The organism is Pigmentiphaga soli (genome assembly GCF_039541095.1).
GTDB classification, from domain to species: domain Bacteria; phylum Pseudomonadota; class Gammaproteobacteria; order Burkholderiales; family Burkholderiaceae_B; genus Pigmentiphaga; species Pigmentiphaga soli.
In genome coordinates, this window is sequence record NZ_BAABFO010000015.1 from 68,516 (window position 1) to 81,907 (window position 13,392).

At 69.1% G+C, this 13,392-nt stretch carries 13 protein-coding genes; 5 read left to right on the forward strand and 8 right to left on the reverse strand.

The annotated features are described in order from the left end of the window. Window positions 1-91 precede the first annotated feature (91 nt). The 3 genes from ABD927_RS15740 to ABD927_RS15750 are packed head-to-tail and all read left to right on the forward strand — an operon-like array spanning window position 92 to window position 3,266. Entirely contained in the window at window positions 92-1,069 is a 978-nt protein-coding gene (locus ABD927_RS15740) for a tripartite tricarboxylate transporter substrate-binding protein (protein WP_345250781.1), read from the forward strand. 20 nt (window positions 1,070-1,089) lie between these two features. Then, window positions 1,090-1,875 carry an SDR family NAD(P)-dependent oxidoreductase gene (locus ABD927_RS15745; RefSeq protein ID WP_345250782.1) on the forward strand — a complete coding sequence of 262 codons (786 nt, stop codon included), beginning with the start codon at window positions 1,090-1,092 and terminating at the stop codon, window positions 1,873-1,875. Between the two features lie 2 nt (window positions 1,876-1,877). Next, window positions 1,878-3,266 (forward strand): MmgE/PrpD family protein, encoded by a 1,389-nt coding sequence (locus tag ABD927_RS15750; protein WP_345250783.1) that lies wholly within the window; start codon window positions 1,878-1,880, stop codon window positions 3,264-3,266. A gap of 62 nt (window positions 3,267-3,328) precedes the next feature. On the opposite strand, the gene ABD927_RS15755 is transcribed toward ABD927_RS15750, so the two are convergent. The 3 genes from ABD927_RS15755 to ABD927_RS15765 are packed head-to-tail and all read right to left on the reverse strand — an operon-like array spanning window position 3,329 to window position 6,768. Further along, the gene (locus ABD927_RS15755) at window positions 3,329-3,985 is read right to left on the reverse strand and encodes a TetR/AcrR family transcriptional regulator (protein ID WP_345250784.1); all 657 of its coding nucleotides are present in this window, start codon (window positions 3,983-3,985) and stop codon (window positions 3,329-3,331) included. An 18-nt stretch (window positions 3,986-4,003) separates the two neighbouring features. Then, window positions 4,004-5,800, reverse strand: coding sequence for an oxidoreductase (locus ABD927_RS15760; RefSeq protein WP_345250785.1), 1,797 nt, complete (start codon window positions 5,798-5,800; stop codon window positions 4,004-4,006). Between the two features lie 14 nt (window positions 5,801-5,814). Continuing rightward, window positions 5,815-6,768: a dihydrodipicolinate synthase family protein gene (locus ABD927_RS15765; RefSeq protein ID WP_345250786.1), complete on the reverse strand. Its 954-nt coding sequence runs from the start codon at window positions 6,766-6,768 to the stop codon at window positions 5,815-5,817. Between the two features lie 95 nt (window positions 6,769-6,863). On the opposite strand from ABD927_RS15765, the gene ABD927_RS15770 reads away from it, so the two are divergent. Beyond that, a complete protein-coding gene (locus tag ABD927_RS15770; RefSeq protein WP_345250787.1) occupies window positions 6,864-7,781 on the forward strand; it encodes an NAD(P)-dependent oxidoreductase in 918 nt (305 codons plus the stop codon). Between the two features lie 43 nt (window positions 7,782-7,824). On the opposite strand, the gene ABD927_RS15775 is transcribed toward ABD927_RS15770, so the two are convergent. From ABD927_RS15775 to ABD927_RS15795, 5 genes are all read right to left on the reverse strand, one after another. Beyond that, on the reverse strand, window positions 7,825-8,553 hold the full coding sequence (locus ABD927_RS15775; protein WP_345250788.1) for a sulfite exporter TauE/SafE family protein: 729 nt from the start codon (window positions 8,551-8,553) through the stop codon (window positions 7,825-7,827). Window positions 8,554-8,558: 5 nt separating this feature from the next. Further along, complete coding sequence (locus ABD927_RS15780) at window positions 8,559-9,803, reverse strand: MFS transporter (protein ID WP_345250789.1); 1,245 nt, start codon at window positions 9,801-9,803, stop codon at window positions 8,559-8,561. Window positions 9,804-9,892: 89 nt separating this feature from the next. After that, a complete protein-coding gene (alkB, locus tag ABD927_RS15785; protein ID WP_425570270.1) occupies window positions 9,893-10,576 on the reverse strand; it encodes a DNA oxidative demethylase AlkB in 684 nt (227 codons plus the stop codon). Between the two features lie 57 nt (window positions 10,577-10,633). After that, the gene (locus ABD927_RS15790; protein ID WP_345250790.1) at window positions 10,634-11,530 is read right to left on the reverse strand and encodes a hypothetical protein; all 897 of its coding nucleotides are present in this window, start codon (window positions 11,528-11,530) and stop codon (window positions 10,634-10,636) included. Between the two features lie 260 nt (window positions 11,531-11,790). After that, entirely contained in the window at window positions 11,791-11,976 is a 186-nt protein-coding gene (locus tag ABD927_RS15795; protein ID WP_345250791.1) for a CsbD family protein, read from the reverse strand. 247 nt (window positions 11,977-12,223) lie between these two features. On the opposite strand from ABD927_RS15795, the gene ABD927_RS15800 reads away from it, so the two are divergent. Next, complete coding sequence (locus ABD927_RS15800) at window positions 12,224-13,387, forward strand: thiolase family protein (protein WP_345250792.1); 1,164 nt, start codon at window positions 12,224-12,226, stop codon at window positions 13,385-13,387. Window positions 13,388-13,392: the final 5 nt, after the last annotated feature.

The following is a 13,392-nucleotide window of genomic DNA, read 5'->3' on the forward strand; positions in this document are numbered from 1 at the left end:
CATACAGCCGCGCGCACAATCCGGATCGTGCTGACACGTCAGTCAGTACTCCTCGTCATCCAAAAATACACTCCTATGGAGGGGACATCCGATGAGAAAGCTCCTGTGCGCATTCGCCGCCGCGCTGACGCTGGCCGGCGCGGCGGCCCCGGCGGCGGCCAAGTATCCCGACAAGCCGATCACCCTCATCCTGCCGTTCGCCGTGGGCGGCCCCACCGACCTGATCGCCCGCCTTATCGCCTCCGGCATGTCCGACGACCTCGGGCAGCAGGTGGTCGTGAAGAACATCGGCGGCGCCGGCGGCGTCATCGGTTCGGGCGAAGTCGCCAAGGCGGCGCCCGACGGCTACACGCTGCTGTTCCACCACATCGGCATGGCCACGGCGCCCGCCCTGTATCCCGACCTGAAGTTCGACCCGCTCAAGGATTTCTCCTACGTCGGCCTGATCGCCGAAGGCCCGGCGGCCATCGTGGCCCGCAAGGACCTGCCGCCCAATACGCTGGGCGAACTGGTGGCCTACATGAAGAAAAACCAGCCCGACGTGACGATGGTCAACGGCGGCGTGGGCGGCGCCTCCTACCTGTGCGCGATCCTGTTCTCGCACTTCATCGGCACCAAGGTCACCTACGTGCCGTACAAGGGCATGGGCCCGGCGCTGATCGACGTGCTGGGCGGGCAGGCCGATACTGCCTGCGACCTGACCACTTCCTTCGCGGGCTATCTGGACGCCGGCAAGCTCAAGGGCTATGCGCTGGCCGCGCCGCAGCGGATGGACCTGGTCAGGCAGTTGCCGACCACCGAGGAGGCGGGCCTGCCCGGTTTCCATTTCAGCGTGTGGTTCGGCATGTACGCGCCCAAGCATACGCCGGACGACGTCATCGCCACGGTCAACGCCTCGCTGAAGAAAGTGCTGCGCGGCCCCGGCATCGCCAAGAAGATGAACGAGATGGGCGTGGTCATCGTGCCGCAGGAACAGATCACGCCCAGGGCCCTGCAGGAGCGCCTGACCAAGGAGGTGGCCCTGTGGACGCCGCTGATCAACGAAGCGCTGGCCGGCGCGGCCAAGTGACGGAAAGGAAGGCCATCGATATGTTGAAGGGCAAGACCGCCATCGTCACCGGCTCGGTCGGCGGCATCGGCTTCGCCACCGCCGAAATGCTGGCCAGCAACGGCTGCGCCGTGATGCTCAACGGCTTCGCCGCGCCCGACGTGGCCGCCGCGAAAGCGGACTATCTGGCCGGCCGCTATGGCGTGCGCGTGCAATACCACGGCGCCGACCTGCGCGACGTGGACCAGATCGAAGAACTGGTGCTCGCCACCACCGAGCGGCTGGGGCCGGTCGACATCCTGGTCAACAACGCGGCGGTCCGGCACTTCAAGCCTACCGAGGCGCTCGGCCGCGCGGCCTGGGACGAGTCGATCGCGGTCAACATCACGGCGCCGTTCCACCTGTGCCGCCTGGCGCTGCCGATGATGCGCGCCGCCGACTGGGGGCGCATCGTCAACATGGCCTCGGTCCTGGGCTTCTTCGCCCAGCCCGACCGCATCGAGTACGTGACCACCAAGACGGCGCTGCTCGGCCTGACGCGTTCGATCGCGGTCGACGTGGCACGCACCGGCATCACCTGCAACGCGATCTGTCCGGGCACCGTCCACACCGAATCGATCGAGGCGCGCATCCGCAGGCAGATGGCCGAGTCGGGCCTGTCCTACGACGAGGCCTTCGCGCGCTTCATGGAAAGCCGCGCCGCCGCCGGCCGGCTGGTCAGCGAAAACAGCGTCACGTCGATGATCGAGCTGTTGTGCGGCCCCGCGGGCAAGGACATCAACGGTTCGGCGCTGACCATCGACGTCGGCTATTCGGCGGGGCGCTGACCATGGCCGCTTCCGATACCGTTACCCGCGTTCTGGCCCGGTGGTGCGCCGATACGCCTTTCGACGGCATTCCCGGCGACGTGCTGGCATCGACCCGGCTGCGGATTCTCGACACGCTGGGGCTGGGCATCGCCGGCGCCGCCTCGCCCATCGGCCGCGCGCTGTCGGCCGCGGTGGGCGAGGCCCGCTGCCCGCAGGGCGGGGCCACGGTGCTGGCCGGCCCGGCGGGCGTGCCGGCGCAGACCGCCGCCTTCGCCAACGGCGCGCTGGCCGAGGCGCTGGACTTCGGCGATTCGCACAATGAAACCGTGGTCCATGTGTCCAGCCCGGTGGTGGCCGCCGCGCTGGCCGCGGCCGAGGCGCGGGGCCTGCCGGGGCCCGAGCTGCTGCGGATCGTCGCGCTGGCCTCGGAGCTGACCTGCCGCGTCGCGCTCGGCGCGCCGGGCGCCTTCCATGCGCGCGGCTTCCATCCCACGGGCATCTTCGGCGCGTTCGGCGCCGCCGCGGCCGCGGCGCTGGCGCGCAGGCTCGACGCACGGCGCATGGCCGACGCGCTGGGCATCGCCGGCGGCTTCGCGGCCGGGCTGCTGGAGAGCTGGGCCGATGGCACCTGGGCCAAGGCCGCCCAGCCCGGCTGGGGCGCCATGGCCGGCGTGCTGGCGGCCGACCTGGCGCACGGCGGGCTCACCGGCCCGGGCACCGTCATCGAAGGGCGCGCGGGGGTCTACGCCTCGCACGTGCAAGGCGCGGCCGCGCCCGATTTCGCGCGCATCGCCGCCGATCTCGGCCGGACCTGGGAAAACCGCGAGATCTCGTTCAAGCCCTATCCGAACGCCCACATCATGCACGGCGTGATCGACGCCGCCTTCGACGCGCTGCGCAGCGGCGGCTTCGGCCCGGGCGAGGTGGAATCGGTGGATTGCCTGGTGGCCGGCTACATGGTCGACACCATCTGTGAGCCGCGCCAGTCCAAGCAGCGGCCCGCCACGCCGGCGCAGGCGCGGATCAGCGCCGCGCATTCGGTGGCCGAGCTGTTCTGCACCGGCCGCATGGATCTGTCGAACTACACCGAAGCCAGCCTGGCCGACCCCGCCATCCGGGCCCTGGCCGCGCGCATCGGCTACGAGGTCCAGCCGCAGTGGACGGGCCGCAAGACCTATCCCGGCGGCGTGCGGGTCCGGCTGCGCGACGGGCGGACGATAGAGCGCATCGCGCAGGCCAATCTCGGCAGCCGCGCCAATCCGATGACGCGGGCCGCGATCGAGGCGAAGTTCCATGCCTGCACGGCGGCGCTGCTGCCGCGCGAGCGGGCCGACGCCATCGTGGCCGCGGTGTTCGACGAGGATGGGCCCGATGCGCGCGGCCTGATGCGGCTGGCCGCGGCGGTTTGAGGCGCGTTGAGGCGGTTTGGCGTCGTTCGAGGCCGTCCGGGCGGCCGCCCGGCGCTCTGGCCTCAGTCCGCTCCGGCTTTCTTTTCTTTCTTCTTCGCGACGCCGTAGGCGTGTTCGACGATGCGGTAGAAGCCCAGGTACAGGTCGGCCAGCTTGTCGAACGAGCCGGTGTCCTGCGTGAGGGCGCCGGCGCTGTTGGCGATCGCCACGAACTGCAGCATGATTTCCTGCACCGGCGCATCGGCCCGCAGCCGGCCCGCCGTCACTTCCATTCCCACGCCGGTCAGGATGTATTTTTCCAGCGAGCGGGCGAACTGCTCCAGCGCGTTGCGCGCCTTGTCGCCCAGCAGGTGGCGGTCGGCGCGCAGCACCGAGATCAGGCTCCAGCTGTGGCCGGAAGTGCCGGGCGGATTGAAGGTGTCGTAGCGCGAGCGGTGGAAGGCCAGCAGCGCTTCGATCTTCTGCTTGAGCGTGGTGCTGTCGTCGGTCCAGATCACCCGGAAGCGGTCGATGACGTTTTCCACGTATTCGACCGTGACGATCTCGATCAGCTCCTGTTTGTTGTTGAAGTGGTAGTGCACGTTGCCGCGCGTGATCCCCAAGCGTTCGGATATCTGGTGAAAACGCAGGCCCTGGTAGCCGTCGCGGATCAGGATTTCCGTCGTCACGGCCTTGATCCGGTCGCGCATCAGCATGGGTTCTTTGACAACATCTTCCAAGGTTTACCGTTCCCCCGATCAATGGCCGCGCGGATGGGCCGGGCCGCCCGCATCGGCGGCGCCGCCGTCCCGGCGTTCCAGCGCCGCCGCATAGGCCTGGCGGATGGCGTCCACGCTCTTGCCCGGCTTGCGCGCGTCGCCGATCACGACGACCTCCGGGCCGGCCAGCCCACGCAGCGCCGGAACGGCGGGCGTCCTGGCACGATAATAAGTCCAGTCGCGGAACGCCGGCCAGCCCGCCAGGCGCCGCAGCCCCGGCCAGCGGAAGAGGCCGCCGCGCAGCGCCCGGCGCGCCAGCCCGTCCAGCCCGCAGCGGTAGCGCGCGCCGGTCGCGATCACGACCACGTCGAAGCGTTGCAGCTCCGCCGCGGCGGCCTCGTGGTTGAAGACGAATCCGACGCCGCGTTCGACGCATTCCCGTTCCAGCCCGGCGATGAAGCGCGCCAGGCTCGCCACCCTGGCCTCGACGTTCTGGAAGCGGGGCGCCTCGCCGGCCAGCAGCAGCGAACCGCCGGCGCGCGCCGCGCGTTCGAAGACGACCACCTCGTTGCCGCGCGCCGCCAGCGCCGCGAAGCTCAGGCCCGCCGGGCCGGCGCCGACCACGGCGATGGACTTGCCCGCATAGCGCAGCCGCTGGGTCGCTTCGGTGTTACCGTAGATGCGTTCCCGGCCGGTGGCCGGATTGACCAGGCAATGCAGGCGATCGCCCTCGCGCATGCCGTCGACGCAGGTATTGCAGGCCACGCACATCCGCACCGGCCGGCCGGCCCGCACCTTGGCAACCCATTCGGGGTCGGCCAGCAGCGGGCGCCCGAGCGCCACGAAGTCGGCGCGGCCGGCGGCCACCGCGTCGATTGCCAGTTCCGGCACGCCGAGCCGGCCCACCGCGATGACCGGCACCGCCACGTCTTCCTTGATGCGGGCGGCGAAATCCAGGAAGCTGGCGTCGGGCATCGCCATCGGCGGGATCATCACGGCCGCCGACGGCAGCGAACGGTAGTGGCCGGCCGACACGTTGATGGCGTCGGCTCCGGCCTCGGCCGCCCAGACCGACACCTGCCGCCCTTCGTCGAAGCCCATGCCGCCGGGGAACAGATCGTCGGCGCTCAGCCGGAAGATCACCGGCAGGTCCGGCGCGCGCAGCTTGATGCGGCGCACGACCTCGAGCGCGAAGCGGGCGCGGTTTTCCAGGCTGCCGCCATATTCGTCCCGGCGCAGATTTTCCGCCGGACAGAGGAATTGCGACAGCAGGTAGCCGTGCGCGGCGTGCACCTCGACCATGTCGAAGCCCGCGGCCTGCGCGCGCACGGCGGCCTGGGCGAAGGCTTCGACCGCCTGCCCGATGCGCTCGCGCGTCATCGCTTCGGGCATGACTTCGATCGTGTCGCCTTCCTGCACGTAGTGCCGCAAGGCCGACGGCGCGACCGGCGTGCAGCCGGTGACGTCGGCGCGCGTATGTCCGCCGGCATGGCCGAGCTGGATCGAGGCACGCGCGCCGTGGTCGTGGATCAGCCGCGTCAGGCGCGACAGGCCGGGGATGAATTTGTCGTCGGCGATGCCGAGTTCGAAGCGGCGGTGGCGGCCCGCGGCCTCGGGCGACGACATTTCTACCGTGATCAGGCCCACGCCGCCGGCGGCCCGGGCCTGGTAATAGGCCAGCGTGTCGCCGGTCACGAAGCCTTGTTCGTCGGCGCAGCGCGTCGTCATCGGCGGCATGACGATGCGGTTGCGGATCTCGACCGTGCCGATCCGGCCCGGTTGCAGCAGCGTGCGGACCGCCGCCTCCGGCAGCTCGGCGTTGCGGCGCGTCGTCATGGCCGCGGGCCCCGCTAGCGGGCGCCGGCGCCGTCGCGCAGGCCGGCCGCGTCGATCATGCGCGCCAGCCGGTCGATCTCGGCGGCAGGCAGTTTCATCAGCGGCGGGCGCACCACGGCGCGCTCCAGCTTGCCCAGCAGCACCAGGGTTTCCTTCATGCGGTTGTGCATGTCGACGAAGGGCTGCGCGTAGAAGGCCTGGGCGGCGGGATAGATGCGGTCGTTGATCTCCTGCGCCCGCTTCAGGTCGCCCGCCTGCACCGCGCGGAACAACTGCACCTGCAGCGCGGCGATCACGCTGCCGGCGCCGGACAGCAGGCCCTGCGCGCCCATCGACAACGAGCCCAGCAGCCACGAGCTGTGCGTGGTCAGCACGTTGACCGGCCGTGACAGGCCGCGGAAGGTGCGGATGTGGCGTTCGTGCAGCATCGGGTCGTTGCACCAGTCCTTGATGGCCACCACGGTGGGCACCTTGTCGAAAATCCGCAGCAGCGTGTCGAAGGGGTAGTGCACGCCCGACTCGGCCGGATACTGGAACAGGATGATGGGCAGGTCGGTGGCGCCGGCGATGCGGCGGAAGTGTTCGATGGCCATTTCCGGGCGCAGTTGCGAGCCCATCGTGAGCGAGTGCGGCGGAAACACCAGCAGCGCGGAGGCGCCGCGGCGCGCCGACATGGCGGCGATGCGGGCGGCTTCGATGCTGCCGTCGGCATACACGCCGGCCACCAGCGGCAGCTGGCCGCCCACTTCGTCCACCGAGAAGCCGAGAATGCGTTCCTGTTCCTCGAAGGTGCAGGCATGGACCTCCGACGCGTGGCCGTTCACGGTGATGGCCGTCAGTCCCTCCACCTGGGCGACGTCGCGCAGGTGTTTGCGCGAGGATGCCTCGTCGATCGACATGTCTTCATTGAAGGCCAGCAAGGTGGCGGGGATGACGCCTTCAGGCCTGAATTGCGGTCTCGTGCTCATTGTTCGTATCCTTGTCTTCCTGACATGTTAGTCAGTATACTGGGCACACCCGTCTTCGGGCAAGCGCAAGGCGGCTCACACTACGGAGACATTCCATGACGACCAAACACCATATCGGCTTCCTGGGCCTGGGCCAGATGGGCGGCCTGATCGCCGCCAACCTGCTGCGCGACGACGCCACCCTGCACATCTTCGATCCCAGCCCCGCCGCGCGCGAGCCTTTCGTCAAGGCCGGCGCCGTGGCGCACGGCTCGCCGCGCGAGGTGGCCGACGCGGCCGACATCGTCTTCGCCTGCCTGCCGTCGCCGGCCGTCAGCAAGGAAGTCGCCTTCGGCGCCAACGGCGTGGCGGGCGCCGGCCGCGCCAGGGTCTACGTCGAATTGTCGACCATCGGCCGCGAAGCGGTGCAAGCCATCGCCGCCAGGCTGAACGAAGCCGGCATCGCCGTGCTGGACGCGCCGGTCAGCGGCGCCTCCAAGAGCGCGCGCGCCGGCACGCTGTCCATCATGGCGGCCGGCCCCCGGCAGGCGCTGGAAACGGCGCGGCCGTTCTTCGAACGGATCGGCAAGCGTATCTTCGCCATCGACGAGCGCCCAGGCCTGGGCCAGGTCATGAAGCTGGTCAACAACCTGATCTCGGCCACCGCCATGGCTTCCTCGTACGAGGCGCTGGTGATGGGCGCCAAGGCCGGCCTCGACCCCGACCTGATGGTGGAGGTCATCAACGCCAGCACCGGCCGCAACAGCGCCACGCTGGAAAAAGTGCCCGACGCCATCCTGCCCGGCACCTTCGATTTCGGCTCGGCGCTGCGCATCATCGCCAAGGACGTCGACCTCGGCCTGGCCGAGGCCCATTCGCTGGGCGCCACCATGTGGGTGGCCGAAACCGTGGGGCAGCTGTGGCGCTTCGCGATCAGCCAGGGGGCGGCGGAAGACGACTACACCACGTTGATCCGGTTCATGGAGAAATGGGCGGGGGTGGAGGTGCGCAGCCGGAAGGCGCAGGAATCGTAGGCGCCTGGAAGCCGACGGCGGCTGGCGCCGCCGCCCGCGGCGTTCAGTCCGACCAGGCGGCATACAGCATGGCGACGCCGGCGCACAGGAACAGCGCGTCCAGCACGTGCTGGAACAAAGCCACGCTCATGCGCCGGACGACGGCCTTGCCGGCGAAGGTGCCGGCCATCACCGAGGCGCCGACCACGAGTCCCTGCACGATGGAAGGGTAGGGCAGCAGCCCGAGCTCCCGGAAGGTCGCCGCCTTGCTCAGCCCCATGGCCAGCGAACTGGCCGCCTCGGTCGAAAGGAAGGCGCCTTTCACCAGGCCGTAGCTGGCGAAGGCCGGCACGCTGAGCGGCCCGGTGGAGGTGACGATGCCGGTCAGCAGCCCGATCAGCCCGCCCGCCACGGCAAGCTGCCACGGCGCAAGGCGCGCGTCCATCGCGGCCAGGCGTCGCCGGCAGGGGATCATGGCGAGAAAGAACGCGCCCAACACGATGTCGACCGCATGCGACGGCAGCACCAGCAGCCCGCGCGCGCCGACGGCGGCGGCCGGGACGCCTGTGACCGAATATGCCGAGAAGGCTTTCCAGTCGATTTCGCGCCGCCACGCCAGCACCTTGCCGATGTTCGACATCAGCCCGGCGATGGCCATGATGGGCACGGCCTGCCTGGGCCCGAACTGCAGGACCAGCACGGGCAGCAGCATGATGGAGGCCCCGGTGCCGATGACCCCGCTCAGCGCGCCGGCCGCCAGCCCCACGCCCAGCACGAACAGGTAGGCCGTCACGCCGCTCAGCCGGCGGCCGGCGAGACCTGCAGGCTGCGCCTGGGCAACTGCAGCGATATGGCGGCCGCGCCCAGCAGCAACAGGCCGGCCGAGCCGAAGGCGATCCAATGGGTGCCGAAGGTTTCGTATGCCCAGCCGCCCAGCCAGGCGCTGATGGTGCCGCCCACCTGGTGCCCGAAGTAGCACAGGCCGTACAGCACGCCGACCGTGCGCGTGCCGTAGACGTCGGCCAGGATGGCCGAGGCCAGCGCGATGCTGCCGGCCCAGGCCACGCCGCCGATCACCGACACGCTGTACAGCTGCCAGTCCGCGCCGGCGGCCACCAGGCCGAAGAAGCCCAGCCCGCGCACGAAATAGATGGTGGCCAGCAGCTGGCGCCGCTCCAGCGCGTCGGCCAGCCGGCCCAGCACCACCGTGCTGCAGAGGGCCACGATGCCGATCAGGCCGATGCCCAGCGAACCCGTCATCGCGTCGAAACCGTGGTCCATCAGCATCGGCACGCCCTGGCTGCCCAGCAGGTTCATGCTGAATCCGCAGGCGAACAGCCCCAGCGCCACCTGCCAGAAGGGCACCGTGCGCAGCGCATCGGCCACGCCCAGGTTGGCGGCGGGCGCTTTCGGCGCCGGCGCGCGCCCGGCCGCGGAAGGTTCCAGGTCGGCGCCGGGCGGCGGTTCGTCGCGCACGATGAACAGCGCCGCGGGGATCGTGAACAGCACGAAGAATGCGGCGAATCCCGCCAGCGTGGCGCGCCATCCCGCCACGTCGATCGCGTAGGTGAAAACCGGCGTCAGCAGCGCCATGCCGCCCATCGAGCCGGTGGACAGGAACAGCAGCGCCATGCCGCGCCGGCGGATGAACCAGCGGGTCAGCACCGGGGTGAGCGCCACCGGACTGACCATGCCCAGCCCGACCGACAGGCCCACGCCGAAAGCCAGCAGGAAGCCGATCGCGCTGTGCGCCATCACCGTTGCCGCGGTCGAGGCCGCGATCAGCGCCGTGCCCGCCACCAGCACGAAGCGGGTGCCGCGCGTGGCGGCCAGGTGGCCCGCCACCGGCATGGCCAGGCCATAGCAAAGCATGCCGAGCGCGACGATGCCCGCCAGCAGGCTGCGGCTGAAGCCGAGGTCGCGCGCCATCGGCAGGAAGAAGGGGCCGATGCCCATGCGCATGCCGACCGTCAGCAGCGTGAGAATGGCCGCCACGGCTACGATGTTCCAGCCGAAGTACCAGTTTCCAAGACGTTTTCCCAAGGTCTCCTCCGGGCTCTTGTAGTTGTAGTGTTCGTGTCCGTTACCTTAACTCATCGGCGGCCGCGCGCTGTGTTCAAGCCAGGCATGGATCAGCCCGCCTTCCGAAAGGTGAAATTGATGCGTTGGCTGCCGAGCAGGGGATGGGGATCGCCCTTCAACGGCATCACGCCGTGGTAGCGCAATCGATCTTCGCCGCCCCACACGGCCACGTCGCCATGGTACAGGGCCACCCTGGCGGCCGTGTCGGAACGTTCGCGGCCGCCGAACAGGAACGTGGCCGTCATGCCCAGGGATACCGAAACGATGGGGGCGCCGAAATCCCTTTCGTTCCTGTCCTGGTGCAGCGTCATCCGGGCGCCGGGAAGGTAGCGGTTGAGGAGACAGGCGTCGGGCTCGAAGCTTTCGAAGCCCGTCGCCGCGGCTGCGTCCCGCGCCAGCCCGGCGAACGCCGGGGGCATGGCGGGCCAGGGCTTGCCGTTACCGGGGTCGGTGCGGGTGTAGCGATAGCCGCGCCTGTCGGTCACCCAGCCCAGCTGCCCGCAATTGGTCAGCGCGACCGACATGGCGAAGCCGCCCGGCGTGACCATGTTGCGGAACGGCGAATGCGCCTCGATGGCGGCGATGGCGGGCGGGAAGCCCTCTACATAGGGCAGGGCGAATCCGCGCAGCACGAAGGCGCAGGGTCCCAGGCGCTCGCGCTCGCCGGGCGCGGGGCCGGGGAAGAGATCAGGCGTCGTCGCCACGGGCATGTAAAAGGGCAAGAAGGCAGTCATTCATGACTGTCATTCTCGCCCATTCGTGGCAAGCATGGGCCGGCGACCGGCCGGACGCTACCTGTCGCGCGAACGCCCTCCGATCGTGGCGGCGAAGCTGGCGACGAAAGCGCCGATGAGCAGCGAGGCGAAGGCCCACAGAGAGAATGCCGCCGCCCCCTTGCGGGCCGCATCGGCTGCTTCGCGTGCCCGCCGCTCGGCGTCTTGCGCCGCCTGCCTGGCCTGGTCGGTCAGCTGGGTGACGCGCTGCTGCGCCGTGGCTTCGTCCACCCCGGTCCGCTGGGCAACCAGCCGGGTGAGGTAGGCGCGATCCTCGTCCGACAATTGGCCTTGGACCACGCTGCGCGCGAGGATGCGGGACACCTCCTGCCGCGGGGCGCCCGGCGCGCTCGCCAGGGCGGGGTCGTTCGGCCGCAGCAGCACGTCGGTGAAATAGGCCAGCGAGCCGTCATCGGCGCCGTTGCGGGCCGCTTCACCCGCCACGGCGGTGGCTGCGCCGGCCCCGGCTCCCGCCAGCGCCGCCCCGGCCTTGGCCGTGCCCGATATCGCCGAGGCCACCGCCGATGCCAGCAGGAGCGCCCCGACTACCGCGCTCAGGGCCCACACGAGAAAGCCGTGGGCGGTGTCCCTGAAATAGATTTCGTCGACGGCCGCGTCCGTCCATTTGGTGCGCAGCCGGCCCGCGACGTATCCTGCCACCCCGTAGGCGATGATCTGCGTTATCAGCAGCCAGACGATGGATCCGATGGCCAGCGCGGATCCCGACGCTCCTTCCTGCCGCCATGGCGAAACGGCCAGGAAACCCAGCCCCGTGCCGCCCACGATCAGCATGGCCGATACTGCTGCCGCAATGACGGCGCCCGCGATGACCGCGCCCCACGAAACGGCGGAACGCGGCGATTCGATGCCGACCGGCATGCCGGCATACGGTGTGGCCGATTGGATATTCTGCATGTTTTTCTCCTTTTTTCTGGATGTCGGTCAGTGCCAGAACAGGGCGATCAGAATAATGATGGGAATGGGCACGCCCAGCAGCCACAAGAGAATGGATCGCATGAAGTCTCCTGGTTTCCATATGAAATAAAGGGGAACCGCGCAACCGATGCCGCAAAAAGCATTCCCGCCCCCGTTTTATTCGACGCCGGGCAGTTTGCCGCGGGCGAAAAAAAGCCCGCAGTCCAGGACTGCGGGCCAGCCGCGTACTGCAAGAAGACTTATTCGTCGTCCATGGCGTCCCGCACCTTGTCCGCGGTTTCGCCGATGTTGCGCTGGGCCTTGCCCACGGTCTTTTCGACCTTGCCTTCGGCTTCGGTCCGGCGGTCGCCCGTTACCTTGCCTGCCGCTTCTTTCACGGTACCCTTGATTTCCTTCCCGGCGCCTTTGATGCGATTGTCGTCCATGATCGTTTCCTCTTCGGTCTGGGAAAGCTTCACTATAGAAAACATGGAAAGGCCTGTCCGTTAGTTTGGGTAAGGTACGTACCGGCTTGATTCGCCCGCGGTATCTTCATCCGCCGAATCTCACCTTATGGACTCCATGCGGTAGGCAGGACCGCCATTCCCTGGGGATAATGGCAGGCACGATGTCCAGCTTTACGTGAATAGATAGTCCACATTGAGGGAGAACGGCCAGGTGACAACCACTGCCATGGACACCAGCACATCGCAGATCGCCGCCGTGACCGGCGTCGGCCACACGGATTGGGTGGAAGACTACCGGCGCGTGCGCAATGGCGAGAAGCCCCACGATTCCTACGGCTACGCGGCCCTCGCATTCAAGCGCGCGCTGGAAGACGCCGGCATTTCGCGCGACGAGATCGACGGCCTGATCGTAGGCCCCACCACCGCCTACGAACGCATGGGCGAGATCCTGAACATCGATCCGCGCTGGGGCGGCCAGGCCGACGCCGTGCAGGCCATGTTCCAGGCCGTCATGGCCATCAAGTCGGGCATGGCCGAGGTGGTGGCGCTGGTGTACGGCAACGACCAGCGCTCGGCGGCGGTTCAGTACGGCGGGCCCGAGGCCATGGGCGGCGGGTCGTTCCTGTCGTACGTGTACCACAGCCCCTGGGGGCTGACCTCGCAGGGCGCGCTCTACGCCCTGATGTTCCAGCGCTACAAGGCGCTGCGCGGCATCACCGACCGCGACCTGGGGCAGGTCGCGGTGGCCCAGCGCCAGTGGGCCAGCCTGAATCCCAACGCCATCATGCAGAAAAAGCCGTTGAGCCTGGACGACTACCTGGCGGTGAAATACGTGGCCGAGCCGCTGCGCGTGAACGACTATTGCCTCATCAACGACGGCGGCGTGGCGTTGATCGTCATGGAGGCCAGCCGCGCGCGGCGCGCGTCAGACAAGGCGGTGGCGATCCACGGCCTGGGCCGCAGCGATCTCAATCACAACGCCACCAGCCTGGGCCCGCGCTTGATGGATTTCTACCTGCCGGCGCAGCAGGGCGCGGCCGGGCAGGTGTACGCGGCGGCTGGCATCGGCCCGGAGGATATCGACGCGCTGCTGGTGTACGACAGCTTCAGTCCGCACATCTTCTTCGCGCTGGAGGGTTTCGGCTACTGCCGGCCGGGCGAGGCGGCGAAGTTCATCGCCGACAACGGCATCGGGGTCGGCGGCAAGCTGCCGATCAATACCCATGGCGGCCACCTGTCGGAATCCTACATGCAGGGATGGAGCCACCAGGTCGAAGCGGTGCGCCAGGTGCGCGGCGGCCTGGGCGGCCGGCAGGTGCCCGACTGCCGGTACGTGCAATACGTGTCCGACGTGGCAGGCAAGGCCATGTCCATCATCTACGGGCGTTGAGGAGG

Excerpts from the sequence above, each read along its gene's own strand:
- ABD927_RS15740 (WP_345250781.1), top strand. The coding sequence starts at position 92 with ATGAGAAAGCTCCTGTGCGCATTCGCCGCCGCGCTGACGCTGGCCGGC.
- ABD927_RS15800 (WP_345250792.1), top strand. The coding sequence starts at position 12,224 with ATGGACACCAGCACATCGCAGATCGCCGCCGTGACCGGCGTCGGCCAC.
- ABD927_RS15750 (WP_345250783.1), top strand. The coding sequence starts at position 1,878 with ATGGCCGCTTCCGATACCGTTACCCGCGTTCTGGCCCGGTGGTGCGCC.
- ABD927_RS15790 (WP_345250790.1), bottom strand. The coding sequence starts at position 11,530 with ATGCAGAATATCCAATCGGCCACACCGTATGCCGGCATGCCGGTCGGC.
- ABD927_RS15760 (WP_345250785.1), bottom strand. The coding sequence starts at position 5,800 with ATGACGACGCGCCGCAACGCCGAGCTGCCGGAGGCGGCGGTCCGCACG.
- ABD927_RS15795 (WP_345250791.1), bottom strand. The coding sequence starts at position 11,976 with ATGGACGACAATCGCATCAAAGGCGCCGGGAAGGAAATCAAGGGTACC.
- ABD927_RS15745 (WP_345250782.1), top strand. The coding sequence starts at position 1,090 with ATGTTGAAGGGCAAGACCGCCATCGTCACCGGCTCGGTCGGCGGCATC.
- alkB (WP_425570270.1), bottom strand. The coding sequence starts at position 10,576 with ATGACTGCCTTCTTGCCCTTTTACATGCCCGTGGCGACGACGCCTGAT.
- ABD927_RS15770 (WP_345250787.1), top strand. The coding sequence starts at position 6,864 with ATGACGACCAAACACCATATCGGCTTCCTGGGCCTGGGCCAGATGGGC.
- ABD927_RS15765 (WP_345250786.1), bottom strand. The coding sequence starts at position 6,768 with ATGAGCACGAGACCGCAATTCAGGCCTGAAGGCGTCATCCCCGCCACC.